Origin of the sequence: Campylobacter sp. BCW_6465, from assembly GCF_001762815.1 — a bacterium.
GTDB lineage: Bacteria > Campylobacterota > Campylobacteria > Campylobacterales > Campylobacteraceae > Campylobacter_D > Campylobacter_D jejuni.
The window spans coordinates 1-25,024 of sequence record NZ_MJXN01000017.1; the positions used below are offsets into that span (position 1 = coordinate 1).

At 29.1% G+C, this 25,024-nt stretch carries 31 protein-coding genes, 1 tRNA gene and 2 pseudogenes; 7 read left to right on the top strand and 27 right to left on the bottom strand.

What is annotated here, in order from left to right; translation table 11 throughout:
- Positions 1-915, top strand: a 915-nt coding sequence (locus AJ886_RS01460) for a methyl-accepting chemotaxis protein (protein WP_002934477.1), incomplete at its 5' end; no start/stop codon positions are given.
- A 42-nt stretch (positions 916-957) separates the two neighbouring features.
- Here the strand turns inward: AJ886_RS01460 and AJ886_RS10985 are convergent.
- Positions 958-1,041 (bottom strand): annotated as a pseudogene (locus tag AJ886_RS10985) (hypothetical protein); the annotation flags it as partial.
- 19 nt (positions 1,042-1,060) lie between these two features.
- On the opposite strand from AJ886_RS10985, the pseudogene AJ886_RS01465 reads away from it, so the two are divergent.
- A pseudogene (locus AJ886_RS01465) lies at positions 1,061-2,802 on the top strand (PhoX family protein).
- A 37-nt stretch (positions 2,803-2,839) separates the two neighbouring features.
- Here AJ886_RS01465 and trxB read toward each other — a convergent pair.
- From trxB to mqnP, 19 genes are all read right to left on the bottom strand, one after another.
- On the bottom strand, positions 2,840-3,778 hold the full coding sequence (trxB, locus tag AJ886_RS01470) for a thioredoxin-disulfide reductase (RefSeq protein ID WP_070233491.1): 939 nt from the start codon (positions 3,776-3,778) through the stop codon (positions 2,840-2,842).
- Positions 3,779-3,911: 133 nt separating this feature from the next.
- Positions 3,912-4,226, bottom strand: a complete 315-nt coding sequence (trxA, locus tag AJ886_RS01475) for a thioredoxin (protein WP_002778629.1) — start codon at positions 4,224-4,226, stop codon at positions 3,912-3,914.
- Between the two features lie 56 nt (positions 4,227-4,282).
- A complete protein-coding gene (locus tag AJ886_RS01480; protein WP_002851874.1) occupies positions 4,283-4,621 on the bottom strand; it encodes a YraN family protein in 339 nt (112 codons plus the stop codon).
- Entirely contained in the window at positions 4,621-5,868 is a 1,248-nt protein-coding gene (locus tag AJ886_RS01485) for a homoserine dehydrogenase (protein WP_044778705.1), read from the bottom strand. Before AJ886_RS01485 ends, AJ886_RS01480 begins: the two co-directional genes overlap by 1 nt.
- 3 nt (positions 5,869-5,871) lie before the next feature.
- Positions 5,872-7,074: an LL-diaminopimelate aminotransferase gene (locus AJ886_RS01490; protein WP_070233490.1), complete on the bottom strand. Its 1,203-nt coding sequence runs from the start codon at positions 7,072-7,074 to the stop codon at positions 5,872-5,874.
- An 11-nt stretch (positions 7,075-7,085) separates the two neighbouring features.
- The gene (locus AJ886_RS01495; protein WP_070287043.1) at positions 7,086-7,892 is read right to left on the bottom strand and encodes a hypothetical protein; all 807 of its coding nucleotides are present in this window, start codon (positions 7,890-7,892) and stop codon (positions 7,086-7,088) included.
- Positions 7,886-8,824: a hypothetical protein gene (locus AJ886_RS01500; RefSeq protein ID WP_070233488.1), complete on the bottom strand. Its 939-nt coding sequence runs from the start codon at positions 8,822-8,824 to the stop codon at positions 7,886-7,888. The genes AJ886_RS01495 and AJ886_RS01500 overlap by 7 nt, the downstream gene beginning before the upstream one ends.
- Complete coding sequence (gene rlmB / locus AJ886_RS01505; protein WP_002860975.1) at positions 8,817-9,500, bottom strand: 23S rRNA (guanosine(2251)-2'-O)-methyltransferase RlmB; 684 nt, start codon at positions 9,498-9,500, stop codon at positions 8,817-8,819. Before rlmB ends, AJ886_RS01500 begins: the two co-directional genes overlap by 8 nt.
- A gap of 13 nt (positions 9,501-9,513) precedes the next feature.
- Entirely contained in the window at positions 9,514-10,338 is an 825-nt protein-coding gene (gene rsmI / locus AJ886_RS01510; protein WP_044779787.1) for a 16S rRNA (cytidine(1402)-2'-O)-methyltransferase, read from the bottom strand.
- 2 nt (positions 10,339-10,340) lie between these two features.
- Positions 10,341-10,541, bottom strand: a complete 201-nt coding sequence (gene rpmE, locus AJ886_RS01515; protein WP_002860977.1) for a 50S ribosomal protein L31 — start codon at positions 10,539-10,541, stop codon at positions 10,341-10,343.
- Positions 10,542-10,619: 78 nt separating this feature from the next.
- The gene (locus AJ886_RS01520; protein WP_044794468.1) at positions 10,620-11,276 is read right to left on the bottom strand and encodes a 16S rRNA (uracil(1498)-N(3))-methyltransferase; all 657 of its coding nucleotides are present in this window, start codon (positions 11,274-11,276) and stop codon (positions 10,620-10,622) included.
- Between the two features lies 1 nt (position 11,277).
- A complete protein-coding gene (locus tag AJ886_RS01525; protein ID WP_002851635.1) occupies positions 11,278-11,685 on the bottom strand; it encodes a membrane protein in 408 nt (135 codons plus the stop codon).
- A complete protein-coding gene (locus AJ886_RS01530) occupies positions 11,685-12,110 on the bottom strand; it encodes a c-type cytochrome (RefSeq protein ID WP_002860979.1) in 426 nt (141 codons plus the stop codon). The genes AJ886_RS01525 and AJ886_RS01530 overlap by 1 nt, the downstream gene beginning before the upstream one ends.
- Complete coding sequence (locus AJ886_RS01535; RefSeq protein WP_002858675.1) at positions 12,110-12,691, bottom strand: 6-pyruvoyl trahydropterin synthase family protein; 582 nt, start codon at positions 12,689-12,691, stop codon at positions 12,110-12,112. The genes AJ886_RS01530 and AJ886_RS01535 overlap by 1 nt, the downstream gene beginning before the upstream one ends.
- Positions 12,688-13,431: a 7-carboxy-7-deazaguanine synthase QueE gene (locus AJ886_RS01540; protein WP_070277572.1), complete on the bottom strand. Its 744-nt coding sequence runs from the start codon at positions 13,429-13,431 to the stop codon at positions 12,688-12,690. Before AJ886_RS01540 ends, AJ886_RS01535 begins: the two co-directional genes overlap by 4 nt.
- 2 nt (positions 13,432-13,433) lie before the next feature.
- Entirely contained in the window at positions 13,434-14,396 is a 963-nt protein-coding gene (gene moaA, locus AJ886_RS01545; protein ID WP_044779785.1) for a GTP 3',8-cyclase MoaA, read from the bottom strand.
- Between the two features lie 12 nt (positions 14,397-14,408).
- Positions 14,409-14,924: a DUF6115 domain-containing protein gene (locus AJ886_RS01550; RefSeq protein ID WP_002851715.1), complete on the bottom strand. Its 516-nt coding sequence runs from the start codon at positions 14,922-14,924 to the stop codon at positions 14,409-14,411.
- The gene (locus tag AJ886_RS01555; protein ID WP_002860983.1) at positions 14,921-15,418 is read right to left on the bottom strand and encodes a hypothetical protein; all 498 of its coding nucleotides are present in this window, start codon (positions 15,416-15,418) and stop codon (positions 14,921-14,923) included. Before AJ886_RS01555 ends, AJ886_RS01550 begins: the two co-directional genes overlap by 4 nt.
- The gene (mqnP, locus tag AJ886_RS01560; protein WP_070277571.1) at positions 15,409-16,293 is read right to left on the bottom strand and encodes a menaquinone biosynthesis prenyltransferase MqnP; all 885 of its coding nucleotides are present in this window, start codon (positions 16,291-16,293) and stop codon (positions 15,409-15,411) included. The genes AJ886_RS01555 and mqnP overlap by 10 nt, the downstream gene beginning before the upstream one ends.
- Positions 16,294-16,363: 70 nt before the next feature.
- Between mqnP and miaA the strand changes: the two genes are divergently transcribed.
- Positions 16,364-17,233 (top strand): tRNA (adenosine(37)-N6)-dimethylallyltransferase MiaA, encoded by an 870-nt coding sequence (gene miaA, locus AJ886_RS01565; RefSeq protein WP_070276472.1) that lies wholly within the window; start codon positions 16,364-16,366, stop codon positions 17,231-17,233.
- Here miaA and AJ886_RS01570 read toward each other — a convergent pair.
- Positions 17,219-17,782, bottom strand: coding sequence for a manganese efflux pump MntP family protein (locus AJ886_RS01570; protein ID WP_070277570.1), 564 nt, complete (start codon positions 17,780-17,782; stop codon positions 17,219-17,221). The two genes, miaA and AJ886_RS01570, sit on opposite strands and share 15 nt — an antisense overlap.
- Before the next feature lie 141 nt (positions 17,783-17,923).
- Here AJ886_RS01570 and AJ886_RS01575 point away from each other — a divergent pair.
- Positions 17,924-17,998 (top strand) — tRNA-Glu (locus tag AJ886_RS01575).
- Between the two features lie 134 nt (positions 17,999-18,132).
- Here the strand turns inward: AJ886_RS01575 and AJ886_RS01580 are convergent.
- Complete coding sequence (locus tag AJ886_RS01580) at positions 18,133-18,315, bottom strand: hypothetical protein (protein ID WP_070239765.1); 183 nt, start codon at positions 18,313-18,315, stop codon at positions 18,133-18,135.
- Positions 18,316-18,582: 267 nt separating this feature from the next.
- On the opposite strand from AJ886_RS01580, the gene sodB reads away from it, so the two are divergent.
- From sodB to AJ886_RS10710, 3 genes are all read left to right on the top strand, one after another.
- Positions 18,583-19,245 carry a superoxide dismutase [Fe] gene (sodB, locus tag AJ886_RS01585; protein ID WP_002851662.1) on the top strand — a complete coding sequence of 221 codons (663 nt, stop codon included), beginning with the start codon at positions 18,583-18,585 and terminating at the stop codon, positions 19,243-19,245.
- A gap of 69 nt (positions 19,246-19,314) precedes the next feature.
- Complete coding sequence (locus AJ886_RS10705; protein ID WP_002857297.1) at positions 19,315-19,533, top strand: hypothetical protein; 219 nt, start codon at positions 19,315-19,317, stop codon at positions 19,531-19,533.
- Between the two features lie 109 nt (positions 19,534-19,642).
- Positions 19,643-20,005, top strand: coding sequence for a hypothetical protein (locus AJ886_RS10710; RefSeq protein ID WP_002870694.1), 363 nt, complete (start codon positions 19,643-19,645; stop codon positions 20,003-20,005).
- Positions 20,006-20,017: 12 nt separating this feature from the next.
- Here AJ886_RS10710 and AJ886_RS01600 read toward each other — a convergent pair whose 3' ends face one another.
- From AJ886_RS01600 to AJ886_RS01620, 5 genes are read right to left on the bottom strand one after another with little or no spacing between them, the layout of a single operon-like run.
- The gene (locus AJ886_RS01600; protein ID WP_070287044.1) at positions 20,018-21,223 is read right to left on the bottom strand and encodes a saccharopine dehydrogenase family protein; all 1,206 of its coding nucleotides are present in this window, start codon (positions 21,221-21,223) and stop codon (positions 20,018-20,020) included.
- A gap of 35 nt (positions 21,224-21,258) precedes the next feature.
- Positions 21,259-22,167, bottom strand: coding sequence for an ABC transporter ATP-binding protein (locus tag AJ886_RS01605; protein WP_083261777.1), 909 nt, complete (start codon positions 22,165-22,167; stop codon positions 21,259-21,261).
- A complete protein-coding gene (locus AJ886_RS01610; protein ID WP_070287045.1) occupies positions 22,151-23,767 on the bottom strand; it encodes an ABC transporter permease in 1,617 nt (538 codons plus the stop codon). The genes AJ886_RS01605 and AJ886_RS01610 overlap by 17 nt, the downstream gene beginning before the upstream one ends.
- Positions 23,767-24,771, bottom strand: coding sequence for a Fe(3+) ABC transporter substrate-binding protein (locus AJ886_RS01615; protein ID WP_070287046.1), 1,005 nt, complete (start codon positions 24,769-24,771; stop codon positions 23,767-23,769). The genes AJ886_RS01610 and AJ886_RS01615 overlap by 1 nt, the downstream gene beginning before the upstream one ends.
- Positions 24,772-24,781: 10 nt before the next feature.
- Entirely contained in the window at positions 24,782-24,898 is a 117-nt protein-coding gene (locus AJ886_RS01620; RefSeq protein ID WP_011812694.1) for a hypothetical protein, read from the bottom strand.
- Between the last annotated feature and the right edge of the window lie 126 nt (positions 24,899-25,024).

Sequence of the window (25,024 nt, forward strand, 5' to 3'; positions counted from 1 at the left end):
ATCAACGAAAACATCCTTGCTACTAAAAAAGGTTTAGAACAAGACAATCAAGCTGTTAAAGAATCAGTTCAAACCGTATCAGTTGTAGAAGGTGGTAATTTAACAGCAAGAATTACTGCTAATCCAAGAAACCCACAACTTATTGAACTTAAAAATGTTCTAAATAAACTTCTTGATGTTTTACAAGCTAGAGTAGGTTCTGATATGAATGTTATTCATAAAATATTTGAAGAATACAAAAGCTTAGATTTTAGAAATAAAATCTCTAATGCTTCAGGAAGTGTTGAATTAACTACTAATGCTTTAGGTGATGAAATAGTTAAAATGCTAAAACAAAGTTCAGACTTTGCTAATGCTTTAGCTAATGAAAGTGGAAAATTACAAACTGCTGTTCAAAGCTTAACCACTTCTTCAAATTCTCAAGCTCAATCTTTAGAAGAAACTGCAGCAGCTTTAGAAGAGATCACTTCTTCTATGCAAAATGTTTCAGTTAAAACTAGTGATGTTATCACTCAATCTGAAGAGATTAAAAATGTTACAGGTATCATAGGTGATATTGCAGATCAAATCAATCTTTTAGCTTTAAATGCAGCTATTGAAGCGGCTCGTGCTGGAGAACATGGTAGAGGCTTTGCTGTTGTGGCTGATGAAGTTAGAAAGCTAGCTGAGAGAACTCAAAAGTCTTTATCTGAAATAGAAGCTAATACTAATTTACTTGTTCAATCTATCAATGATATGGCAGAAAGTATTAAAGAACAAACTGCAGGTATTACTCAAATCAATGATAGCGTAGCACAAATTGATCAAACTACTAAAGATAATGTTGAAATTGCTAATGAATCAGCTATTATTTCTAGTACAGTAAGTGATATAGCTAATAATATCTTAGAAGATGTTAAGAAGAAGAGGTTTTAATCTTAGATGACTAGCTAAAAAGCTAGTTATCTCTAAATTTACTTATTGATTTAAAATTTGATTTTTACTCTTACATAAATTCTGCCAATTTGAAACACTTTTGATTTCAAGACATTGTTTTAAATTTTAAATGGAGTAAAAATAAATGGAAAGAATATTGTTTTTAAAAGGTTCAGCTTTAGGTTCTGTGGTGGCTTTTTTTTTAAGTTCAAATTTAAGTGCTGCTATGCTTAAGGATAAGGATTTTCTAGGTTTTAAAGTTGTTGATGCAAGCACACAAGATAAAGTTATAGCACCACAAGGTTATGAAGCAAGGGTTTTAATTTCTTGAGATGATCCACTTTTTAGCAAAGCAAAACCTTATGATAAAAATAAAATCATCGATATGAATGCGGTTAAAAATGCTCATTTGGTTTTTTGGAGATAATGATGATGGTATGAATTTTTTCCACTTTCAAAAAACAGAGGAATTTTAGCCGTTAATAATGAATATATAAATCCTGAAATCATATTTAATCATCATGGTAAAAATTAAGCAAAGAAGATATTTTTTTATATGAGCAAGCTAGTGTGGGTGTGAGTATCTTAGAAATCGAAAAAAAGATGATGATTGGACTGTTTTTAGACTCTAAGTATAACCACAGAATCGATGTAAACACTAAAATGCAAGTAAGTGAGCAGCTAAAAAAGAAGTTTTAAAAAATGAAAAATTTATTCATGGAACTTTTGCAAATTATGCAAATGGACAAATACCTTAGGGAGCTTATATCACCTGTGAAGAAAATTTTGACGATTTTTTTGGAAGTTCAGATGAAAATCTAGAATTTAATGATGCCTTTAAGCGCTATGGATTTAACAAAACTAGTCTTTATGGATGGGAAAAATTTGATGAAAGATTCGATTGAGCTAAAAATATCGATGAAGCCAATCGTTTTGGTTGGATAGTGGAAATCAATCCTTTTGATGCAAAAAGCACACCTGTTAAAAGAACTTCTTTAGGGCGTTTTAAACATGAAAATGCAGAAATTATCGTAGAAAAAGATGGTTCTGTTATAGTTTATATGGGTGATGATGAGATGAATGAATTTATTTATAAATTTGTTAGCAAACATAAATACAAAAAAGGTGCTGATACAAGTAAAATTTTAGATGAAGGCACTTTGTATGTAGGACAGTTTAACGGCAATGTGGGAGATTTTAAAGGACAGAGAAAATGGATAGCCTTAGAATATGGCAAAAACGACCTAGATGAAAAAAATGGTTTTAAGTCTCAAGCTCAAGTACTCATCAATACGCGTCTTGCCGCAAGCATTGTAGGTGCAACTCCCATGGATAGATGTGAATGGATAGCAAGCTATAGACAAAGTGGTTCTAAAGAGGTATTTGCAACACTAACGAACAACAAAAATCGCCAAAAACCTAATGCAGCAAATCCAAGAACTAAAAATGTTTATGGACAAATTTTAAAATGGATGCCAAGAAATTCTCATAAAGACGATGATTTTACTTGGGAAATTTTTGCTCTTGCTGGAAATCCTGATAACCAACAAGGCTTATATAAAGGCTCAAATAATATTACAAGTGAAAATAAATTTAATTCTCCTGATGGACTTAAATTTGATAGAGATGGAAGACTTTGGATACAAATAGATGGATCTTATTCTAATAAAGATGAATACGAAGGCATGGGAAATCAGACGCTTTTTAACAGGACCTATTGCTTGTGAATTAACAGGGATTGCTTTTAGTGAGGATTATACTACAATGTTTGTAGGCATACAACATCCAGGAGAAGGTTTAAAAGGTAGTACTTTTCCTTATGGAAAAACGCCAAGATCGAGTGTAATGATGATAAGAAAACTTGATGGTGGAGTGATAGGAAGCTAAATAAAAATAAAGTTGCTTTTAGCAACTTTATAAAATCTTAATGCAAGCTTTCTATATAAGCCATAGCACTTAATGCAGCTACAGCTCCATCACCTGCAGCACAAATCACTTGCTTAGGTGCATCTTTTCTAAGATCTCCTGCGGCAAAAAGTCCAGCAACACTAGTTTGCATTTTAAGATCAACACTTACTTGCCCACCTTCTTCCATATTGCATAAAAACTTACCATCGTCTTGTTTTAAAATTTCATTTCTTACATTAAGACCAACAAAAGTAAAAATTCCTGGAACATTTAAATCTCTAATACTACCATCTTTTAATTTTACTTTTATACCAGTAACACCCATTTTATCACCATATACTTCATCTACACTTGCACTAGTAATGAGTTCTATTTTTTCATTTTTCTTAACTTTTTCTACTGTAGATGGAGCTGCTCTAAACTCATCTCTGCGGTGGATAAGATAAACCTTAGAACAAATATTTGCTAGATACAAAGCTTCTTCTAAAGCCGTATCTCCACCACCTAAAACTGCAACTTCTTTATTTTTATAAAAAAATCCATCACAAGTTGCACAAGTGCTTACACCTTTTCCAAAAAATTCATCTTCGCCTTTAAAACCTGCTCTTTTTGGAGCTGAACCTGTACAAACTATCACAGCTTTAGTAAGTTCTGTTTTACCACCTTCTAATTTGATGGTAAAACTTCCATCACTATTTTTTAAAATTTGTTCTACTCCAACCATTTCATGTTTTAAACCAAAGCGCATACATTGTTCATTCCAAGGAGCCATAAAAGAAATTCCATCCATAACTTGGGCTACACCTGGATAATTTTCTATTTCAGAACTTGAGGTAATTTGTCCGCCAGGCATACCTTTTTCAAACATTACTACATTCTTAAGACCACCTCTAGTTGCATAAAGTCCGGCACTAAGTCCAGCAGGACCTCCACCTATGATTGCTACATCTAACATTTACATTTCCTTTATATTGAATTTTATTATTAATAATGATATAAAAATTATTCTTAATAGTAGTTAATAAAAATTATTATTTAGTATAAATTTGAAATTTTTAAGAAGAAGGCTAGTTATACTAGCCTTTAGTTTATAGTAAAGAGTTTAGTTTATCACTAATTGCTTGTTTAGATTGTGCACCAACGAGTTGATCTACAACTTCACCATTTTTAAAGAAAATAAGCGTAGGAATAGAGCGAACACCAAATTCAGCTGCTAAATCACCTTGTTCATCTGTGTTTACTTTGCAAATTTTAGCTTTACCATCAAAGTCGTTTGCAAGTTCATCAATAACTGGAGCAAGCATTCTACAAGGTCCGCACCATGGAGCCCAAAAATCAACTAAAGCTACACCTTCTTTTGCTTGAGCAAAATTATCACTTGTTAATTCAATATATTTTCCCATAATTTTTCCTTTCTTTAATTTTTGTCTAATTGTATTTTATTTTTTTAAATATCAGCTTAAAAACTTATATTTTCGCAAAATTGTATCACATCATTTTTAATGCAAATCAGATCAATCTGAAAATCCGATGAAATTCCATTTTTAAGATGATAAAATTCTATAGTTTTTAAAATTTTTTCAAGTTTTTTTCTATCCAAACGCTCAGAAACTTCATAATCATTTTGAGTAAATTTAACCTCTATAAAATGTAAAATTTCATCTTTTTTGGCTATTATATCGATTTCTCCAAATTTAGAATGGAAATTTCTTTTTAAAATTTCAAAGCCTTGTTTTTTTAAAAATTTACAAGCCTTATCTTCACCTAAAATTCCATCTAAATAAGCTTTTACACCCATTATTCTATACGCATCATAAAAGGCTTGGTTTTTATAAAATCTTGTTTGCGCAAAATTTCAAGCAAATTTTGTATGCTTTTTTCATAAGTTAAATGCGTAGTAAAAAATAAAGTGCTGTAATTTTCATCATTTTTTTTAGGTTTTTGTAAAAAACTATCGATAGAAATATTATTTTCACTCATCAATTGTGTGATTTTAGATAAAACCCCTATTTTATCTTCAACTTTCACCCTTAAATAATATTTTGTATAAATTTCATCTTTGCTTAAAAGCTCGTATTCTAAAGTATTCACAAAACCAAGCATTGGTGCTTTTACCTGATCTCTTGCTATATCCATAAGATCTGAAATCACAGCACTTGCAGTGGCCTCTCCTCCTGCTCCTGCTCCATAATACAAACTTTCACCCAACAAATCTCCATTAATACTTATAGCATTCATCACTCCATCGACTTTTGCAAGCATTTTTTCTTTATCTATCATAGTAGGATGCACTCTTAATTCTACTTTATCTTCACGCACCTTGGCTATACCTAAAAGTTTTATGGTAAATTCAAACTCATTAGCAAAATACATGTCTTCAGGCGCAATTTCGCTAATACCCTCGATCAAAATATCTTCAGGTTTAGCTTTAAGATTATAAGCGATACTTGATAAAACAAGCAGTTTATGAGCTGCATCTTGTCCTTCTATGTCAAAAGTTGGATCAGCTTCTGCATAGCCTAAATTTTGAGCTATTTGTAAGGCTTGTTTAAAACTCATATTTTTTTGACTCATAGAACTTAAAATATAATTACTCGTACCATTTAAAATCCCTTTTATAGCCAAAATATTATTTGCACTTAAACCTTCTTTTAAAACCTTTATAATAGGAATTCCCCCAGCCACACTTGCTTCATAACCAAAGGCTAAATTTTTAGCCAAATTTTCAAGTTCATAACGATGATAAGCAAGCATAGCTTTATTTGCAGTAACAACAGCTTTTTTCTTTTTTAAAATTTCACTCACTATTTTAAAAGCTTCATCCACTCCACCCATTAACTCTACAAAAACATCTACATCAGCATTTAAAATTTCTTCAACGCTATGAGTAATTGGAATTAAAGCGTTTTTTTTAGGACTTCTAGCAAGAGCGATCACAGGAGTTATGCTTTGCCCACATCTCGCACGAATAAGTTTATTGTTTTCTAAAAGAAATTTAACCACTGCACTTCCAACAGTGCCATAACCAAGAATTGCTACTTTCATAACTTACTCTTTTAAATATTTTTTGATATTGCGTGCAGCTTGGCGTATGCGATTTTCATTTTCAATTAAAGCAATTCTTACATACTCATCACCTGCTTCGCCAAAACCTACCCCAGGACTTACTGCAACACTAGCACGTTGTAAAAGTTGCTTTGAAAATTCTAAACTTTTTAAATGTCTTTTGCTTTCAGGGAGTTTTGCCCAAACAAACATACTTGCTCTTGGTTTTTGAAGTTTCCAGCCTGCGTTTTCAAAAGCTTCAAGTAAAATGTGCATTCTTTTATCATAAGTTGCACGGATTTCATCCACACAAGTTTGATCTCCATCTAAAGCTATGGTAGCTGATACTTGAATAGGCGTATACATACCATAATCAAACCAAGATTTTATTTTTTTAAGCGCACTGACTAAGCGTTTATTTCCTACTACAAAACCTACACGCCAGCCTGCCATATTGTAAGATTTTGAAAGAGTGTAAGTTTCTACCGCTACATCTTTTGCACCTTCAATTTCCAAAATAGAAGGAGTTTTATAGTCATCATAAGTTAAATCTGCATATGCAATATCTGAAATAATATAAAATCTTTCTTTTTTTGCCGTTGCTATCAATCTTTCATAAAAACTTTTCTCACAAGTTACTGTTGTTGGATTATGCGGGAAATTAACAACGACATATTTTGGACGCGGGATGCTTTCATTTAAAGTTTTATGTAAATTTTCAAAAAATTGATTTTCATCAAGCTCAAATTTTTCATTATAAGCTAAAGGCATTTTTGCTACATTGCCTCCTGCTATAATAAAAGCTTGAGTATGTATAGGATAAGCAGGAGTTGGCACAATAGCAACATCTCCAGGATTTATAATCGCTCTTGCAAGATTTACAAAACCCTCTTTTGAACCCATGGTAGCTACAACTTCATTTTCAGGATCTAGATTGACATTATATTTTCTTTTATACCAATTACAAATTGCTAAGCGAAGTTTATAAATCCCCATGGATGTAGAATATCCCGAGGTTTTATCTTTGTTAGCACTTTCACAAAGTTTATCTATAATGTGTTGTGGAGTTTTACCATCGGGATTTCCCATTGAAAAGTCGATGATATCCTCTCCAGCACGTCTTGCTGCCATTTTTATCGCATTTACTTCTGCGAAAACATAATTTGGAAGTCTTTCTATGGTATTAAAACGGATTTCATCAAACATTTCTTAATCCTTTATTTTTTAAGTGTGATTTTTAAACCCCTGCGTATATTATCTAAACTATACATATCGCTTACAATAGCATATATAGCACCATTTGGAATAAGTTCTGAAAAATGATTATTTTTATTTTCACTTTTTACTGCTTTAATTAGATTTAGATTTTTATCTAAAAAGAAGATTTTAGGAAACCAATTGTCTAAATCATTTGCATCAATAATCAAATTTGTAGCATTTTTTAAATCAAGCACATAGTCTTTAAGGGGTTTTTCTAATGATTTTGGAGTATTTAAATTAACATTTGTATTGGTTTTTAATACAGCATTGGAAAAATTTAAATCATATTCATAATCATATGCCCCAATACGCTTAATATTATTTATATAGACAGAATTTTCTTTTAAGAGATTGTAAAGCGTTCCAGGATCTAAAACATATTGAGATTCTACTTGTATGGTATAGTCAATATTTCCTTCTCTTAAAATCAAATCTGTAGGGATAAAATATATATATCCGGCATCTGTTAAAACATCGGATAAAATTTTAAAAAACATAACTTCATCAGCTTTTGCTTTAAAATTTAGTCTTAGACTTTGAGGATTTGATAGTGTTAAGGTAATTAAAGAGTTGGTTTTTAATATTTGAGATATTTTTGCAATATCACAATTTCTATTATTATCTATGTAAGAATTATTTGAAAATAATAATTCTAGTTGAGAATTTTTACTAGGATTGTTTATTAAATTTTTTGCCAAATCAAGACTTGAGATTGCAAAAGATATATTAACATAAAGAGTAAGAATAATAATTTTTTTTACCATTCTTTACCTTTATTTAATTTTGCAAATTCAGCAGCTGAAATACTTGTAATTTTTCCGTCTTTAATCAAGAAACGTTTTGAAATTCCTGCAGGAAATTTTTGTTCTTTATTTTCTTGATCAAATATTGTTAAAGCTGCAGCTCCTGTTAAAATTAACTGATCTTTATCTAAAGAAATATTAAAATCTTTTTCTTTAACAAAGCTTGTTTTTTTAAGGCTTTTTAAATCTATCAAACCTATCCAAATCTTGGTAGAGGTTTTAAAATGTGCTTCTTTTAAAGAATTAGTTTTTGGTGTATTTATGTCTTCTTGGATTTGGGTATTTTTTTCTTCATCGAGTAAGGTTGTGTTATTTTCACTGATATTATTTTCTATGCTTATGTTTTTATCATTTTCTTGTAACGAGATGTTTTGGCTTGGTAAAACGCTCTCTGTTTGATTTGTTTCTTGTGCTTTATTGTTGTCTATAACAACAACATTATTTCCACCTAAAGATTTTAAATTTTCTTGTGCTTGTCCTATGATATCTATAACTGTTGTGCTAGTATTATTTTGTTCATCTTTGAAAAAAGTTTTAAGTGTATCAAAATAATAAATTCCACTTCCTATAATCACTAAAACAATAAGAACAATCAAAAAAGGCCAAGCATTAGAGGATTTTTGACTATAAGCATCTAGTTTTGGGGTTATCATTTTTGATTTTGTTTGTGGAGTAGGATTGTTTTCGTTAAGATAAGCTTCATACTCTTCATTAAAATCACTAAAGTCGAGTTCGTATTCTCTGCTTAAAATTTTAACAAAACCTTTAACATTAAAACGACTTAAAACAGCAAAATTCTTTTCTGCTAAAGCTTCAAGAAAATCAAGTTCAATTTGCGTTTTTGCTGCAACTTCTTTTAAATTTAATTCTTGTATTTTTTTCCAATTAAGCATTTAACATCCTATCACAAAGTATTGCAAAAGCAGCGCTGACATTAAGACTATCAAAATTATTTTTCATCGCAATGCCCACACATTCATCGCATTTTTTTACAATTTTAGAGCTTAAACCAAAACCCTCACTACCCAAAACTAAAACTTTTTTACCATTGCTTATTTTTACACTGTGAATTTCTTTTCCCGAGCCATCGCTCGCATAAAAATAAAAACCCACTTGTTTTAGTTCATTTATTACACTTAAAGCATCGTTGCTTATCACAATAGGTAAATCAAGAGCCGCTCCGCTGCTTGTGCGAATTACTCCTTCCATGGCTAATTTTTCACCAATAAAAATTAAAGCCCCAACCCCTAAAGCATAAGCTGTACGCGTGATAGCCCCTATATTTCCTACATCGCTAATTCCATAAAGCATAACAATAAAATCATTTTTTTTAATCTCATTTAAATTTGCAAAAGAACTTTCTTTAATATCTAGCAAAAAACCTTGATGATTTCCACCTTTCGCATAAGCTTGAGCAGTTTTAAAATCAAGTTTTTTGATTTTAAAACCTGATTTTGCGATTTTTGAAAAAGTAGCTTTGTCACATTCTTTTGCTAAATAAAGCTTATTGATACAGTCTTTATGATATTCCAAAATATAAAAAAATATTTGCTTCCCATAAACTATCATATTAAAATTTTACCTAATCTTGACTTAAAAGCAGTTTTTGATAAATTTCTTTTGCATTTTTTCCATTGAACTTTGATAATAATTTTGCTTTTGCTTTTAAAGGCAGCTCTAAATCCATAATATCTTTTTCACAAAGAGTATTTTGCAAAAAATTTTGTTCTTTTGATTGCAGTACTACAACCCATTCGCCGTTTAAATTAGACTTTTTTAAAATTTCAAAAAGCTCTTTGGCATTGCCTTTAAATTTATTTTCAAATTTTTTACTGATTTCTTTAATCAAAAAAATTTCTCTTTGGCTGTCTAGAATCATAATTTGTTCTATCAAAGATAAAATACGCTTGGGGGATTCGTAAATAATACTTGGATAAGGAAAGTTTAAAATTTTTTCTATATCTTTTTGTCTTTCTTTGCCTTTATTGGCTAAAAAACCGATAAAGATAAATTCTTTTTGACAAAATGCCGAGCTTACAAGAGCAACTAAGGCTGCATTTGCACCTGGTAAAATTTCATAGGCGATATTATTTTCTTGTGCAAATTCTACCAAAGCCTTGCCAGGGTCACTAATCCCTGGCATTCCTGCATCGCTTAAATAAGCTACATTTTTTTCAAATATTTTTAAATCAATACTTGCTAAAACCTCTTTTTCATTATGGGAGTGTAAGGCTATAAATTTAGAAATATGTATATCAGTGTGAAATTTTGCATTTAATAATGAAATCAAAGACTTACTTACTCTCGTATCTTCGCAAAATACAAGATTGCAAGTCTTTAAAAGTTCTAAGGCTCTAAAAGAAATATCGCTTAAATTTCCTATGGGAGTAGGAATAAAATAAAGCATAATTATTGCATTGCGTATTTTTTCTTAAATTTCTCTACACGACCTGCAGCATCTACAATTTTTTCACTACCTGTAAAAAAAGGATGGCAGTTTGAACAAATATCTACTTTTAATTCTGCTTTGTTTGACTTTGTTGTAAAAGTATTTCCACAAGCACAACTTACTTTGCATTCTACATATTCTGGGTGAATTTCTTTTTTCATTAGTTTTCCTTAAAAATTAAAACAATAAGCCGTGATTATAAATTATTTAACATAAAAAAGAGATTAATTTAAGAAAATTTAAAGCAAAATTTTTGAAGCTATAGCTATAATAGCTGTTTGACTTTTTAGAATATTAGAGCTTTTAAGAGAGGTTTTCCGGTTAAACAACAATCTCTCATCATTGCTAAATCCACCTTCAGGGCCTATAAAATACAATTCTTTTTCATCGAAATGACTTTGTTGTTCTCCTTGAAAATCAACCATAATTGCATTTGGAAATTTTTGAACAAATTCTTGAGTGCTTTGATGGATAATTAAATCCATTTTAGTATTTCTACCGCATTGTTCACAAGAAGAAATAATGATTTTTTCAAATCTTTCTAAATCGATTTTAAAATTTCTTTGTGAAAAATTTGTAAAAACCAAATGTAACTTTTTTACTCCAAGTTCATTTAAGAAAGGTAGAGTTTTTTCTAAAATTTTAATATCTATAATGGCTAAGGCTAAGTTTAATTCACTTTGTTTTATATTTTGTGATTTTTTGTTTAACAATTTTAAAGTGCAAGAATTTCTTGTTAAATTTGTGATTGTATAGTTGTAAAGAAAATTATCTTGTAAATTTCTAAGATTTAGCTCCGAATTTTCCTTTACTCTTCTTACTTTTAAATGATTAAAATTTTCTCCTTGAAGTTGTATAAACTCTTCTCCAGCTTGCTTGTTATACAAAAATTGCATTTTATAGATATCTTTCTATTAAAAAAGGCAAAAACAATAAAAAAATTTCAAAAGGTAAAATCAAACAACTAATCCATCTAAAAGTGGCATATTTTCTAAATCTTCTTGCTTTTTTGAAACAAACAAAGTGAAAAATTGCTAAGGCAAAAATTAAGATCCAAGAAAAAATCATTACCCAGATATTGACATTCATTTGAAATTGTTTCATTGCTGATAACAAACAACCTGTAAAAATAATCAAAGCTAAAAATAAATAATAAATTGGTAAAAATAATCGTATTCTGCGAATAAAAATGAATTCGGTTTTAAAATTTCCTTGTGTTAGTATAAGATAAAAAAGCATTAAAAAACCGCTCGCATAAAGACTATAAAGATGTAAAGCTAAAAAGAATTCGTAACTTTGATCCATTATTTTCCTTTGTTTATAAAATCAGCTAAATTTTGAATTTGTTCATCACTTAAAAAACTATGGTTTTTATCTTTTATCGTTTTTATTTTTTGTATAAAAATTTTATTGCCCAAGGTTTTAATGGCTGTGCTGTTTTTAGGTTTTAATTCCCCTTTTTCTCCATGACAAGTGGCACATTTTTGTTTATATAAAGAGTTGATAATAGTAGGATTGGCTTCATGTTCATCATCTGAACTTTGTGCTTCATCATCTACAGGTAAAGGCAGGTTGGAGTCACTTAATTCTGTTTTTTCATCGTTTTGTTCTATTTGGACTACTTCTTGATCTGTATTTTGAGTCTTGGAAATATTTTTTTCATCATTAGAACAGGCAGATAAAACTAATAAAAAAAAACTTAAGGCAATTAAAATTTTGGCTTTTTGCATTAAATCTCCTTTGGATTTATAAAAATTTCTTCATTTTTTAATTTGTTATAAAAATCTATATCATTCCATTCTGCTTTAATGCCATTGGAAAATTCTATGTCTTGAAGTGAAATTTTTGGCATTAGCTCACTATAGGCATCTTCTCTAAAACCTTGTGCGTAGCCTGTTCTTGTTTCATGAACAATGATGCTTTGTAAAGTCACTCCTTGTTCTCCATTTACCATTTTTGTTTGTTTTAATAAAGCATCTATAAGTATGAAAAATACACGACAAAAATTTTCAGCACTTACATTAACAGGCAGGCAAATCCAACGACTTGAATATTTTTTCATTTCTTCTAAATATTTTGCGTCATCATATTTAAAAAGAGTGATAGCATGATCAAAACTATCAATAATTTGGCGTATATAGGTTTTTAAAAGTCCAAAATCATAGACCATTCCAGCATTATCTAAATATTTGCTTTCAAGTAAAACTTCAACTTTGTAAGAATGTCCATGAATGCTACTTTTGCAACGCTTAGAAGAACAAAACCTAACAATGTGTGCGTTTTCAAATTCAAATAATTTTCTTATAATCATACACCCTCTTTATTGTTCCAAAGACGAATATGAATTCTATCAGAATAATTATAACCATTCTTAATACAAAATTCAGCAATTTTTTGAGCATTTTTTTTAAGATTTTGCTCATTTTCACCCATAGGCATACAAAAAATTTGATTTGGAGCTTCTTTTAGAATTTCATTGATTTCTAAAAATGAATTATCAAGGGTATTGGCATCTAAGACAAATTTATAAAAACTATCTTTTGCGTAATTTTTAAATGCTTTTAAAGCTTTAAAATTTAATCGTTTATCTTTTTTTATCCCGCTATTTTGGAGTTTAACGCTTAAAGCAAAAATACATTCTTTGTAAAAAGGATATCTATCAAAATCAATTTCTATGCTTCCATTGCTTTCAAAGTGTATTTCGAATTTATTTTTTAATAACATTTGGATAAATTCTATAAATTCAGGATTTTCATAATGGATTAATGGCTCTCCACCCGTGATAACAACTATAGGATTAAAGTCTTGTTTTAATTTTATCACTCTTTTTAAAAGTTCATTAGCATTTAAAGTTTCATAACTTTCTTTAAAATCTTTTGTGAAAACAGCTCTTATCGTGTCACATCCGATGAGAGTTTTATTGTTTTTTGATATTTTTACATTAAAACCTAAACAGTTGAAATTACAGCCAGCAAAACGCATAAAAATAGCTAATTTTCCATTATATTTACCTTCTCCTTGAATACTTAAGAAACTTTCAACAAGTTGCAAAATTAACCTCCAGTTTGATAAAAAGCACGAGATGAGGTTTTATTATCAACAACACTCCATTTATTTTTTTCTGGTTTATTTCTTAATACTTCTTGTAATATTTCTACAGCGGCTTTAATATCACCTTTTCGAACTGCTTCTTTTATACTTAATGCTTCATCAAAATAAAGGCAAGGTATTAACAAGCCTTCAGCACTTAAGCGTATGCGATTGCAAGAATCGCAAAATTCATGGCTATGAGGATCTATAATTCCAAATTCATAATCATCTGCCTTGTAAATACTTACAGGTGCTTTTTCATCTTTTTTTATAAGTTGAATTTGATATTTTTGACTCAAAATTTGTATAATTTCATCTCTTTTTAATCCTTGTAATTTACCATAAGCATGAGTATTTTCCATAAATTCTATAAAGCGAATTTGAGCTTTTTTTGATTTTGCAAATTCCAAAAGAGATATCAGTTCATCATCGTTTAAATTTTTAAGAGCTACAGTATTAAGTTTTACTTTCAAATCTAGATTTAAAGCTTCATCAATTCCAGATAAAACACTATCTAATACATCTTTTTGCGCAAGAGTTTTTGCTTTTTTGTGATCTAGGGTATCAAGTGAAATATTAAGTCGTTTAAGTCCAGCATTTTTTAGGTCTTTAGCAAAGTCTTTTAGTAAAAATCCATTTGTAGTTATAGCAAGGTCAATATCGCTTTTATAATCGCTAATCATTTTTATAAAAATACTTAAATCTTTTCTTAATAAAGGTTCCCCACCTGTTATACGGATTTTTTCAATTCCTTCGTCTATAGCTGCTTTAACAAATAAAAAAAGTTCTTCGAAGCTTAATAAATTTTCTTTTGGCTGATAATCGAAAGGAATTTTTGGCATACAATAAAGGCAGCGAAAGTTACATCTTTGTGTAACTGAAATTCTAAGATAATTTATCTTTCTACCGAATTGATCTATAAGCATTTATTTTCCATTCTATTTTATTAATTTCTTAAATTTTAAGACAAGTTCTACATTTCCAGTGCCAATGCGTAAATCTTTAGCGATTTGTTCTATGCTTTTTCCTTCTTTGAAAAGATTTTCTATTTTTTGTTCTTCTGTATCGTAATTTGGCGTAAGTTTAGCCATGCTTTGTGCTTTTTGTTCCAAATTTAAAAGACGATTTTGTTGTTCATTTTGAAAATCTTCTATGATATGTTCCATAGTTTTTAGTGTTCTTAAAACAGGAGTGATTTTTGAACTGATTTGTTTATCAAGTTCAATCATAATTTCTTCTTTTAAAAGAGAGGTTTTATAGTCTTCATCCTCTTCGCTATCATCTTTAACTCCTAATTCTTTACGAAAATAATGAAGTTCTTTGGTAATATCTTCTATCACATTTTGAAGTTTTGCTATTTTTGCATTATTTTCTCTTTCTTTGATATTCATATAGGCTAGCATTGCAATTAAAAGCACAATTATAAAAACTAAATAAAGTACATCATCACTCATTCTTGGCCTTTCTTATTTCTTATCATATTTCTTTGAATTTCAACAACAAAAGCATCAAAAGCCATTTTGTCTTCAGGCTTAATTTTGATAATTTTTGCCAATGTTTGACTTTGAGCTTTGATAAAAATAGCTATTTTTTGATTATTTAAATCAAATCTTAAATAATATTCTTTATCTTCTTCTAAAATAGTATCCAAAAAATTTAGATATTCAAAATTCAAAGATTCTACTACCCCTTTTTGCTTAAGCGGTATAAGTTCTTTATTTTTATCTAAAGAATTTTCAAGCCTTAAAATATCTTCTTTTAGACTTAAAAGAAGATCAAAAATAATTTTTTCACCCTCGTCAAAATCAATGCGTAAAGCAAGTTTTTTCCATTTTAAAATTTGAGAAATTGCTCCAAGTTTTAGGTATTCTCCAAGAAAACGGTTATTTTCTATTTTACAACATTCTAAATGAGCTTCAAATCCTGCTTTAAAAAGTGTTAATTCCATAATAAATCAATCCAAATAAAAATAAAAAAGATAATACTTAAATAACCATTGAGAGTAAAAAATGCTCTATCAATATGAGCAAAATTCTTGTGAACAATTTTATGTTCCAAGGCTAAAATAATACCGCTTATAATTACCCCAGTAAGTGCTATTTTTCCAAGTGCTACACCCCAAACTTCCCACACAAAAAGAAGCCAAAATAATACCGCTAAAATATGGCAAAAAGCTGATATAAATAAAGTGGCCTTTGAGCCAAATTTAGCAGGGATAGAGTGAAGTCCTATTTTTTTATCATACTCCATATCTTGTAAAGAATAAAGCAGATCAAACCCAGCTGTCCAAAAAGTTACACCTAAACATAAAATAACGCTATAAATGTGAATTTCACCCATAATTATAACGCTTCCTGCAATAGGCGCAAGTCCTAAACAAAATCCTAAAACTAAATGCGCTAAAGAACTAAAGCGTTTAAAAGCTGAATAAATAGCCAATACAAAAAGCACAGGAAAAGACAAATAAAAAGCCAAGGTATTAATAAAATAAGAACATAATATAAAAATAAGTGCATTAATAATAATAAAAATCCATACGCTTTTTCTACCTATTTTTCCACTGACATTAGGACGATTTGCACAACGAGGATTATCCTTATCTATATCTTCATCCATTAAACGATTTGTAGCCATGGCAAAATTTCTTGCACTTACCGCACAAATAATGCCTAAAATCAATGCCTTAAAACCAAACCAAGTAGTGTCATTTGCAAGTTTTGATGCTACAATCATAGAGGAAAATAAAAAAGGCAAAGCAAAAATAGAATGCTTAAATACTACAAGTTCTAAAATATCTTTAAATTTTATCCAGAATGTGTTCATTTTTCTACTTTAAAATATTTTTTGCTATGATTTTACTAAAATTTTTATAAATTTTAGGATAAATATTAAAATGTTTTTTGAAATAGCATTAATAGGAACAACCGCGAGTGGAAAAACATACATAGCCAATACTTTAGCAAGAGAATTTGATGCTGTTGTTTTAAGTCTTGATAGTCTTTGTGTTTATAAAGAAATTAATATAGCAAGTGCCAAGCCTTCACAAGATGATCTTGCGAGTATAAAATACTTTGGGGTAAATTTATTGAGTGTGAATGAACATTTTAATGTTGAGCTATTCATAAGAGAATATCAAAAAGCAAAAGAATTTGCTTTAGCTAGAAATTTACCTCTAATTATAGTAGGTGGAACTGGATTTTATTTAAAAACTATGATAGATGGTTTGAGTGAAAAAACCTTAGAGTCAAAGAGTTCTTTAAATAATGATGAAATTTATGCTCTTTTATTAAATATTGATCCAAACTATAAAATAGAAAAAAATGATACTTATAGATTAAAAAAATGGCTGGGTATTTATGAGCAAACAAGAGAAATTCCTAGTGAATTTTTAAAAAGAACACAAAAAACTGGGGTGCTTAAAGATATAGAAATTTATGAGCTTGAGTGGGATAAAGAAATTTTAAAAAAACGTATTCAAACTAGAACAAAAGAAATGCTTGATAATGGACTTTTAGATGAAGCAAAAATTCTTTTTTCTAAATTTGATCATAAGCTTAAAGCATTAAATTCTATAGGTTTGAAAGAGTGTAAAGAATATTTAGATGGAGAAATTTCCTTTAAAGAGCTTGAAAATTTAATCACGATACATACTACGCAACTTGCCAAAAGACAAAGAACTTTTAATAAAAAATTTCAAAGTAAAGCCTTGGAATTTGATAAAGCTTTAGCTACTTTAAGAATGAAATTTTCAATCGAAAAATAAATGTTCTACTAGAATTTTTACTCCTAATATAATTAAAACCAATCCGCCTAAAAGTTCAGCTTTATTTTTAAGATAAATTCCAAATTTATTTCCTATTTTTAGAGCAATGATACATAAAATGAAGGTGATAATACCTATTAAAAATATGGCTAATAATAAATTTACATTTAAAAATGCAAAACTCACACCAACTGCTAGTGCATCGATACTCGTAGCAATTGCTAAAGCTAGCATGGTTTTAAAGCCAAATTGGTTGGCATTACTATCGCAATTTTCATTTTCCAATGACTCTTTGATCATTTTTAATCCTATTAAAGAAAGTAAAATAAAAGCTATCCAATGATCAATACTTGCAATAAAAGATGCAAAAGTTATGCCTATAAAATAACCAATAGTTGGCATCAAGGCTTGAAATCCACCAAAATAAATTCCAACAATAAAATAATGTTTTAAATGTAGTTTTTTAACACTAAAACCTTTGCATAGTGATACAGCAAAAGCATCCATTCCTAAAGCACAGGATAAAAAAATAAGACTATAAAAATCCATAATAAATCCTAAAATTTTATAAAAAATTGAAGATGAAATTATAATCAAACAAAGATAAAAATCACATAATTTTGATATATTTAATTAAATTTTAAGAAATAAATATATATAATTCAATTTTATTTTTTACTCCTTAAAAGTGGCCCATTCGTCTAGCGGTTAGGACATCGCCCTTTCACGGCGGTAACACGAGTTCGAGTCTCGTATGGGTCACCACTTTTTAATTTTTCTTTTAAAATAACTATTTTTTCATTTTTCTATTAAAATTTAATAAATATTAATAATTTATTTTGTAGAATACGAATAGTTTTTGATATAAGTCTATTATAGGCTTATATCAAGGCTGGGCATTATTGAGCTGGTGTTTGCTCTTTTGTTTTTTTGTGAGTTTTAGCTTCATGTTTTTTATCAGCTTTAGCTTTTGAATGATGAGCTTTTGTATGTGTTTGATTCACATCGCTTGGAGTATTAGCTGCAAAAACATTAGCTGCGAGAGCACCTAGTAATGCTGAGATTAGTACAACTTTTTTCATATTTTCCTCCTTATGAATAATTTTTAGTTGCAAATTAATTGTAATTATTAAAAACCAACAAATAGATATTTTTTGTAAAAATATTTCAAAAAAATATAATTTTTTATATACATTTAAATTATTATTAAAATATATTATAAATATATCTTATTTTATTTAGATTAAATAAATAGAAATTTTACCCACTAAGCTTTTAAGATATTTTTACTCTTTTTAATATTATTATGGTAATATTTTCAATATCAAACTAAAAATAAAGGAGAAATTATGTTTGAATTAAGAAAATTACCTTATGATACCAATGCTTTTGGTGATTTTTTGAGTGCTGAAACTTTTAGCTATCATCATGGAAAACATCACAATACTTATGTTACAAATCTAAATAATCTTATCAAAGATACTGAATTTGCAGGTAAAGATCTTGTAAGTATTATCAAAACTTCAAATGGGGGCGTATTTAATAACGCAGCTCAAGTTTATAATCATGATTTTTATTTTGATTGCATTAAGCCAAGTACAGGCTGTGGTTGTGGCGGTTCATGTCAAAGTATAGATGCTAATTTACAAGCGGCGCTAGAAAAAGAATTTGGATCTTTAGAAAATTTCAAAGCTGAATTCATCAAAGGTGCTACAGGAGTTTTTGGTTCAGGATGGTTTTGGTTAGTTTATAATACTAAAAATCAAAAGCTAGAATTTGTAGGCACTTCAAACGCAGCTACACCGATTACTGAAGATAAAGTTCCTTTACTTGTTGTAGATGTTTGGGAACATGCTTATTATGTAGATCATCGTAATGCACGCCCTGCTTATTTAGAGAAATTCTATGCTCATATCAATTGGGAATTTGTTGCAAAAGCTTATGAATGGGCTTTAAAAGAAGGTATGGGATCAGTTAGTTTTTATGCAAATGAACTTCACCCTGTAAAATAATTTTAATCCTTTTTGTGTTAGAATGAATTTTGGCTTAATGTCAAAATTCTATACGAAAAGGAGCAAAAAATGGATAATTCTTTATCTGCATATACTCAAAAATATGACAAAGAAGGTTATGGACTTCAATATCCTGATGGTCATGTTATAAGATTTTACGAGAGAATCTTAAAATACAAACTAAGCAAAACAAGTGGAAAATTACTTGATTTTGGTTGCGGAAATGGAGTGCATTCTAAGTATTTTAAAAATATAACTGGGGGGGGGTATAGAGCCTTATGGCATTGATATAGTTCCTAGTTTAAAAAAAGTTTGGGAAAAAGATCCTTGCTTAGATTCTAAAAATTTTCACATCATATCTCCTAATTCTAGCTTTAAAAAACTCTTCAATACAAAAATGGATTTTATATTTGCAAATCAAAGCTTATATTATCTTACAAAACAAGCTTTTAAAGAAGCTGTGCAAGAATTTTATGAACTATGCAATGAAGGAGCTATTATATTTGCAACTATGATGAGTGATAAAGGCTATAGTATGTATGAAAGAGGAGAACTTATGGATAATGGCTTACGTGAAGTAAAAGGATGTCCAAGTGGTAGATTGAGCGGTTCTTCATATATACGCTTTACTAAAGACATAGAAGAATTAAAAGAAGATTTTAAACCTTTTAAACCTTTATTTTGGGGAGATTATGAATTAATTAATCTATATAATTTTGAAGGCAGTGTGGAGCACTTTATTTATATAGGACAAAAGTAAGTGCTCTAGCACTTACTCTCCTAAGCTTGGAGTCATTTCGATAATCTTCCAAGGAAGTCCTTGAGAATTCAGCTCTTCCATAAAAGGCTTAGCGTCAAATTCTTCCATATTAAACACGCCTTTTCCTTGCCAAATCCCTTTAGCGATTAATTTCGTACCTATCATAGCAGGAACACCTGTAGTATAGCTCACAGCTTGTGCACCAGTTTCTTTATAACATTCTTCATGATTGCAAACATTATAAATATAAACTTGCTTGTCTTTTCCATCTTTTTTACCACGAATCACACAACCTATATTGGTATAACCTTTAGTGCGTGGTCCCAAACTTGCAGGATCAGGAAGTAAGGTTTTTAAAAATTCTATAGGAATGATTTCTTTTCTTTGGTGCATCACAGGTTTAATCCCTAGCATTCCAACATTTTCAAGGCATTTCATATGAGTTAAATAACTTTGTCCAAAAGTCATAAAAAAGCGTATTCTTTTTAAACCTTTGATATTTTTTACCAAGCTTTCAAGTTCTTCATGATAAAGCAAATAGCTATCTTTCACACCTACTTCTGGATAATCCCACTCCATTTTTATTTCCATAGGCTCTGTTTCTATCCACTTGCCATTTTCCCAATAACGCCCTTTAGCAGAAACCTCACGTAGATTGATTTCAGGGTTGAAATTGGTCGCAAAAGCATAGCCATGATCACCCGCATTGCAATCTAAAATATCTATATAAGAAATTTCATCAAATAAATTTTGCTGTGCATAAGCACAAAAAACATTAGTTACACCAGGATCAAATCCACTTCCTAAAAGTCCTAAAATTCCTGCTTGTTTAAACTCATCATTTCTCGCCCATTGCTCTTTGTATTCAAATTTAGCTAAATCAGGATGTTCATAATTTGCCGTATCTATATAATCAATCCCTGCTTTTATACAAGCATCCATTAAACTCAAATCTTGATAAGGCAAAGCAACATTGAGTAAAATTTGCGCTCCTATTTTCTTGATAAGTTCTACAACCGCATTGCTATCATCAGCATCAATTTGCGCTGTTTCAATTTGAACCCCTAAACGCTCTTTGATAAAAGTAGCGATTTCATCACATTTGCTTTTTGTTCTACTAGCTAAAGTGATTTTGCTAAAAGTATCAGAATTCATTGCGCATTTTACAGTAGCCACACGACTTACTCCACCTGCGCCTATGATTAAAAGATTTTTCATGAAATTTGTCCTTAAAAGATTTTTAGGAATTTTAACTAAAAATTGATAATATCAAAATTTATTTTTTCTTCTAAGTTATAATTTGAGCTTAATAACATAAAAAATTCTATATTTTTATATCTTAACTTAAGTCTATAAAAAGCCCCTAAAAATTCTTTTTGTAAAATTTTAGCCTCAAAGCGATTTCCTATTTTAAGTTCTGCATAACCAAAAATATAATTTTTTGAAGCTATCCAAGCAAAAAATTCATCTTCTAAATCAAGTTTTTCTTCTATGATATTTAAATCAGGTAAAATTTGCGCACTTTTAAAATCAGGCTTAAAATAAAGCTCTTTAGGATTTGCATGAGCTAAAATTTTTCCTTTTTCTAAAAAAGCGATTTGATCAGACATACAATAAGCATCTTCAATATCATGAGTTACCATAATAGCCGTAATGCCTTGATTTTCTATCATTTTTTTCAATTCTCTTCTTAAATCCTGTTTTAAATTTTGATCCAAATTAGAAAAAGGTTCATCTAAAAGCAAAAGCTGACATCCTCTTGCTATAGCTCTAGCAAAAGCCACTCTTTGCGCTTGCCCTCCTGAAATTTCATCGATTTTTTTATATCTTAAATCTTCAATTTCAAAAGTTTTAAGCAAATGATTTAAAATTTGATTTTTATCTTTTTTATCGTAAAGTGCAAAAAGTATGTTTTTCTCAACATTTAAATGAGGAAATAAAGCATAATTTTGAAACATCAAAGCCACTTCACCTTTGCAAGAAAACAAATCATAAGAACTAGCTTGTTCAAGCTTAGCAATAATCCTTAAAAGCGTGCTTTTTCCACTTCCACTACCTCCTAAAATGCTTAAAAATTCTCCTTCTTTGATATGAAGATTGATATTTTCTAAAGCTTGTATTTTTCCGAAATTTTTAGATAAATTTTTAATTTCTAACATCATCTTTCCTTGTGATTTTATCCATCCAAACAACAACCATTAAAGAAAGAAAAACGATAAACAAGGAAGGCAAAGCTGCATCATAAATTCTTTCATCACTTGCAAACCAGAAAGCTTTAACACTTAAAGTTTCAAAGCCAAAAGGTGCTAAAATTCTACTTAAAGGAAGTTCTTTAATCGTATCAATAAAAACAATAATAAAAGCCAAAAATAAAAAATGTTTCATTAAAGGTGTGTGAATTTTAAAAAATAAAATAAAATAACTCGTTCTTAAATTTAAACTTGCCTCATCAATATTTAGATGAATTTTATTATATCCTCCCTCTAAAGAATAAATTGCACTCGCTAAAAAACGAATTACATAAGCAAAAACAAGAACAAGTAAAGAATTTCCTAATAAACTCATATGAAAAATTTTATCCAAAAATACAAAAAGCACTATAATGCTAATCCCTAAAGCAGCAGCAGGTATAGAATAACCCAAAGAACTTATTTTTAAAATAAATAAATTAAAAAAATGATTTTTAACTATCCTAGAACTAAACATCAAAAAATAAGCTAAAAAAGTGGTAATTAAAGCAGTGACTAAAGCTAAGATTATAGTTTGAAAACTGATAATATAAAATTGTGATTCAAAAAGCTTATGATCTTTTAGCCCCCAATAAACTAGCCAAATAAAAGGTAAAATAAAACCTACAAAAGCAATCATAAAACAATAAATACAGGATAGAATTTGTTTAATAGGATTTAAATTTCTTTTTTTGATAAAAAGAGCTAAATTTTGATTAAAACTATAATGATGTTTATTTTTATAATAATAATCCACATACATAATCAAAAATACAAAAAGCATTAAAATACCCGATAAAACACTAGAAGAATAAGAATCATTCAAATCATACCAGAGTTTAAAAATTCCAGCCGAAAAAGTATCCACTCCCAAATAAGCACTTGCACCATAATCACTTAAAGTTTCCATTAAAACCAATAAAGCTCCAGAAAAAATGGCAGGTCTTGCGCTCAAAAGTGCCACGCGTGTAAAAATTCTAAATTCAGAATACTTCATGATTTTAGCTACTTCATAAGCCTCTTTAGCTTCACTTTTAAAAGCTGTTTTAGCAAATAAATAAATATAAGGATATAAAGAAATAGCCAAAACAAAAATAACACCATAATGATTGAAAAAATCTATTCTAAAGCCAAAATTTTCGTGAAAAAATCCTTGAAAATCCATAATTCCCACATAAACAAAGGCTAAAATATAAGCAGATATGGCTAAGGGTAAAATGAGTAATTTTTCTAAAATTTTACAGAAATAAAAATCATAATTTGCGATCAAATAAGCAGAACTCACACCCAAAATCAAGCTTAAACACAATACTCCCATGCTAATTATAAAAGTATCTTTGATGAATTTTAAAAATAAATAATCAAAAAAATGACTCAAATTTTCTTTAATAGATGAAAATTGGGTTAAATTACTTGTATTAAAATTTTGAAATAAAATATAAAAAAGTTCAGCAAAAATACCAAAAATAGGTAAAGCGAGAAAAAGGGCAAGTAAAATTGCCCCGAGTTTATAGTATTTTAAGGTTTTATACATTATCTAAAACCGACTTCATCGTAAATTTTAACCGCTTCTTTAATATTTTCTGCTATCTTACTCACAGGGATTTGATCTTCTTTGAAAGTTCCAAAATCTTTTACCGTTTGGCTTAATTCTACATCATTTCTTATAGGAAATTCATAATTACTATCAGTAAGAATTTTTTGAATTTCAGGACTTAACATAAATTCCATAAATTTTTTAGCCGCATCTTGATTTTTACTTGATTTTGTCATAGCAATACCGCTAATGTTAATATGCGTTCCTCTATTGTCTTGATTAGGAAAAATAATACCCAAAGAATTGCCCACTTCTACATCTTTTGGATTTTTAGAATTCTTTAAAAGCCCTATATAATAAGTATTCATAACTGCAAATTTAGCTTCGCCTGCAAATACTTGTCTGGCTTGATCTCTATCTCCATCCTTTGGATTTGTCGCAAGATTTTCAAGCACACCTTTAGCCCATGTTTTAGCCTCTTTATTTCCGTCATTAGCTATAATAGATGCTAAAAGAGTTTTGCTATAAGGAGCTGTAGCACTTCTCATAACAATTTCTCCTTTAAATTCAGCTTTTGCTAAATCTTCATAATTTTTCATTTTGCTAATGTCGATATTTGCGTTTTTATTGTAAGCAATAATTCTTGCTCTTTTTGTAATCGCAAACCATTCTTTATCCTTATCTCTTAAATGAGCAGGTATAAATTCTTCTAAATATTTTGATGAAACAGGGGATAAAAGTCCTAAATTTTTAGCTTCTGTAAGATTTGAAATATCAGCTGTGATGAAAATATCAGCAGGAGAGTTATTTCCTTCAAGAGAAAGCCTTTTAATAAGTTCTGAAGCTTTAGCTTGAGTATGATTGACCTTAATGCCTGTTTTTTCTTCGAATTTTTTTATGATTTCAAAATCAGCATCATAATGTCTTGCTGAGTAAATATTAAGCTCACTAGCACCTAAAAATGAAACAGCTGTTAAAAACATAAAGAAGATTTTTTTCATATTTTATCCCTTATTGAGAATTATACTCGGTTTTATTAAGATCTTTAAAATCGGTATGAGAATGTTCAGAGCAAGCAAAAGCAAAGCCAACGCATAGTAAAAATAAAATTATTTTTTTCATAGACATTAATTCCTTTTTTAGATATTTTGATAAGAAATATTAATATTAAAAAGTAAATATGACGTAATATTTATATTTTTATATTTCTTTAAAGAATAAAGAGGTTTATTTTTGACACATATATTGATAAAT

What these genes read in the sequence shown, in the direction of transcription:
- AJ886_RS01605 (WP_083261777.1), bottom strand. Translation starts at nt 22,167, where the DNA reads ATGATGTTAGAAATTAAAAATTTATCTAAAAATTTCGGAAAAATACAA.
- AJ886_RS01530 (WP_002860979.1), bottom strand. Translation starts at nt 12,110, where the DNA reads ATGCAAAAAGCCAAAATTTTAATTGCCTTAAGTTTTTTTTTATTAGTT.
- sodB (WP_002851662.1), top strand. Translation starts at nt 18,583, where the DNA reads ATGTTTGAATTAAGAAAATTACCTTATGATACCAATGCTTTTGGTGAT.
- AJ886_RS01480 (WP_002851874.1), bottom strand. Translation starts at nt 4,621, where the DNA reads ATGGGTGTAAAAGCTTATTTAGATGGAATTTTAGGTGAAGATAAGGCT.
- AJ886_RS01490 (WP_070233490.1), bottom strand. Translation starts at nt 7,074, where the DNA reads ATGTTTGATGAAATCCGTTTTAATACCATAGAAAGACTTCCAAATTAT.
- AJ886_RS01610 (WP_070287045.1), bottom strand. Translation starts at nt 23,767, where the DNA reads ATGTATAAAACCTTAAAATACTATAAACTCGGGGCAATTTTACTTGCC.
- AJ886_RS01535 (WP_002858675.1), bottom strand. Translation starts at nt 12,691, where the DNA reads ATGATTATAAGAAAATTATTTGAATTTGAAAACGCACACATTGTTAGG.
- mqnP (WP_070277571.1), bottom strand. Translation starts at nt 16,293, where the DNA reads ATGAACACATTCTGGATAAAATTTAAAGATATTTTAGAACTTGTAGTA.
- AJ886_RS10705 (WP_002857297.1), top strand. Translation starts at nt 19,315, where the DNA reads ATGGATAATTCTTTATCTGCATATACTCAAAAATATGACAAAGAAGGT.
- rpmE (WP_002860977.1), bottom strand. Translation starts at nt 10,541, where the DNA reads ATGAAAAAAGAAATTCACCCAGAATATGTAGAATGCAAAGTAAGTTGT.
- AJ886_RS01620 (WP_011812694.1), bottom strand. Translation starts at nt 24,898, where the DNA reads ATGTCTATGAAAAAAATAATTTTATTTTTACTATGCGTTGGCTTTGCT.
- AJ886_RS01615 (WP_070287046.1), bottom strand. Translation starts at nt 24,771, where the DNA reads ATGAAAAAAATCTTCTTTATGTTTTTAACAGCTGTTTCATTTTTAGGT.
- miaA (WP_070276472.1), top strand. Translation starts at nt 16,364, where the DNA reads ATGTTTTTTGAAATAGCATTAATAGGAACAACCGCGAGTGGAAAAACA.
- moaA (WP_044779785.1), bottom strand. Translation starts at nt 14,396, where the DNA reads ATGCTTATAGATCAATTCGGTAGAAAGATAAATTATCTTAGAATTTCA.
- AJ886_RS01555 (WP_002860983.1), bottom strand. Translation starts at nt 15,418, where the DNA reads ATGGAATTAACACTTTTTAAAGCAGGATTTGAAGCTCATTTAGAATGT.
- AJ886_RS01495 (WP_070287043.1), bottom strand. Translation starts at nt 7,892, where the DNA reads ATGGTAAAAAAAATTATTATTCTTACTCTTTATGTTAATATATCTTTT.
- trxA (WP_002778629.1), bottom strand. Translation starts at nt 4,226, where the DNA reads ATGGGAAAATATATTGAATTAACAAGTGATAATTTTGCTCAAGCAAAA.
- rsmI (WP_044779787.1), bottom strand. Translation starts at nt 10,338, where the DNA reads ATGCTTTATTTTATTCCTACTCCCATAGGAAATTTAAGCGATATTTCT.
- AJ886_RS01550 (WP_002851715.1), bottom strand. Translation starts at nt 14,924, where the DNA reads ATGAGTGATGATGTACTTTATTTAGTTTTTATAATTGTGCTTTTAATT.
- AJ886_RS01520 (WP_044794468.1), bottom strand. Translation starts at nt 11,276, where the DNA reads ATGCAATTTTTGTATAACAAGCAAGCTGGAGAAGAGTTTATACAACTT.
- AJ886_RS01570 (WP_070277570.1), bottom strand. Translation starts at nt 17,782, where the DNA reads ATGGATTTTTATAGTCTTATTTTTTTATCCTGTGCTTTAGGAATGGAT.
- rlmB (WP_002860975.1), bottom strand. Translation starts at nt 9,500, where the DNA reads ATGATAGTTTATGGGAAGCAAATATTTTTTTATATTTTGGAATATCAT.
- trxB (WP_070233491.1), bottom strand. Translation starts at nt 3,778, where the DNA reads ATGTTAGATGTAGCAATCATAGGTGGAGGTCCTGCTGGACTTAGTGCC.
- AJ886_RS10710 (WP_002870694.1), top strand. Translation starts at nt 19,643, where the DNA reads ATGGATTTTATATTTGCAAATCAAAGCTTATATTATCTTACAAAACAA.
- AJ886_RS01485 (WP_044778705.1), bottom strand. Translation starts at nt 5,868, where the DNA reads ATGAAAGTAGCAATTCTTGGTTATGGCACTGTTGGAAGTGCAGTGGTT.
- AJ886_RS01525 (WP_002851635.1), bottom strand. Translation starts at nt 11,685, where the DNA reads ATGGATCAAAGTTACGAATTCTTTTTAGCTTTACATCTTTATAGTCTT.
- AJ886_RS01600 (WP_070287044.1), bottom strand. Translation starts at nt 21,223, where the DNA reads ATGAAAAATCTTTTAATCATAGGCGCAGGTGGAGTAAGTCGTGTGGCT.
- AJ886_RS01500 (WP_070233488.1), bottom strand. Translation starts at nt 8,824, where the DNA reads ATGCTTAATTGGAAAAAAATACAAGAATTAAATTTAAAAGAAGTTGCA.
- AJ886_RS01580 (WP_070239765.1), bottom strand. Translation starts at nt 18,315, where the DNA reads ATGAAAAAAGTTGTACTAATCTCAGCATTACTAGGTGCTCTCGCAGCT.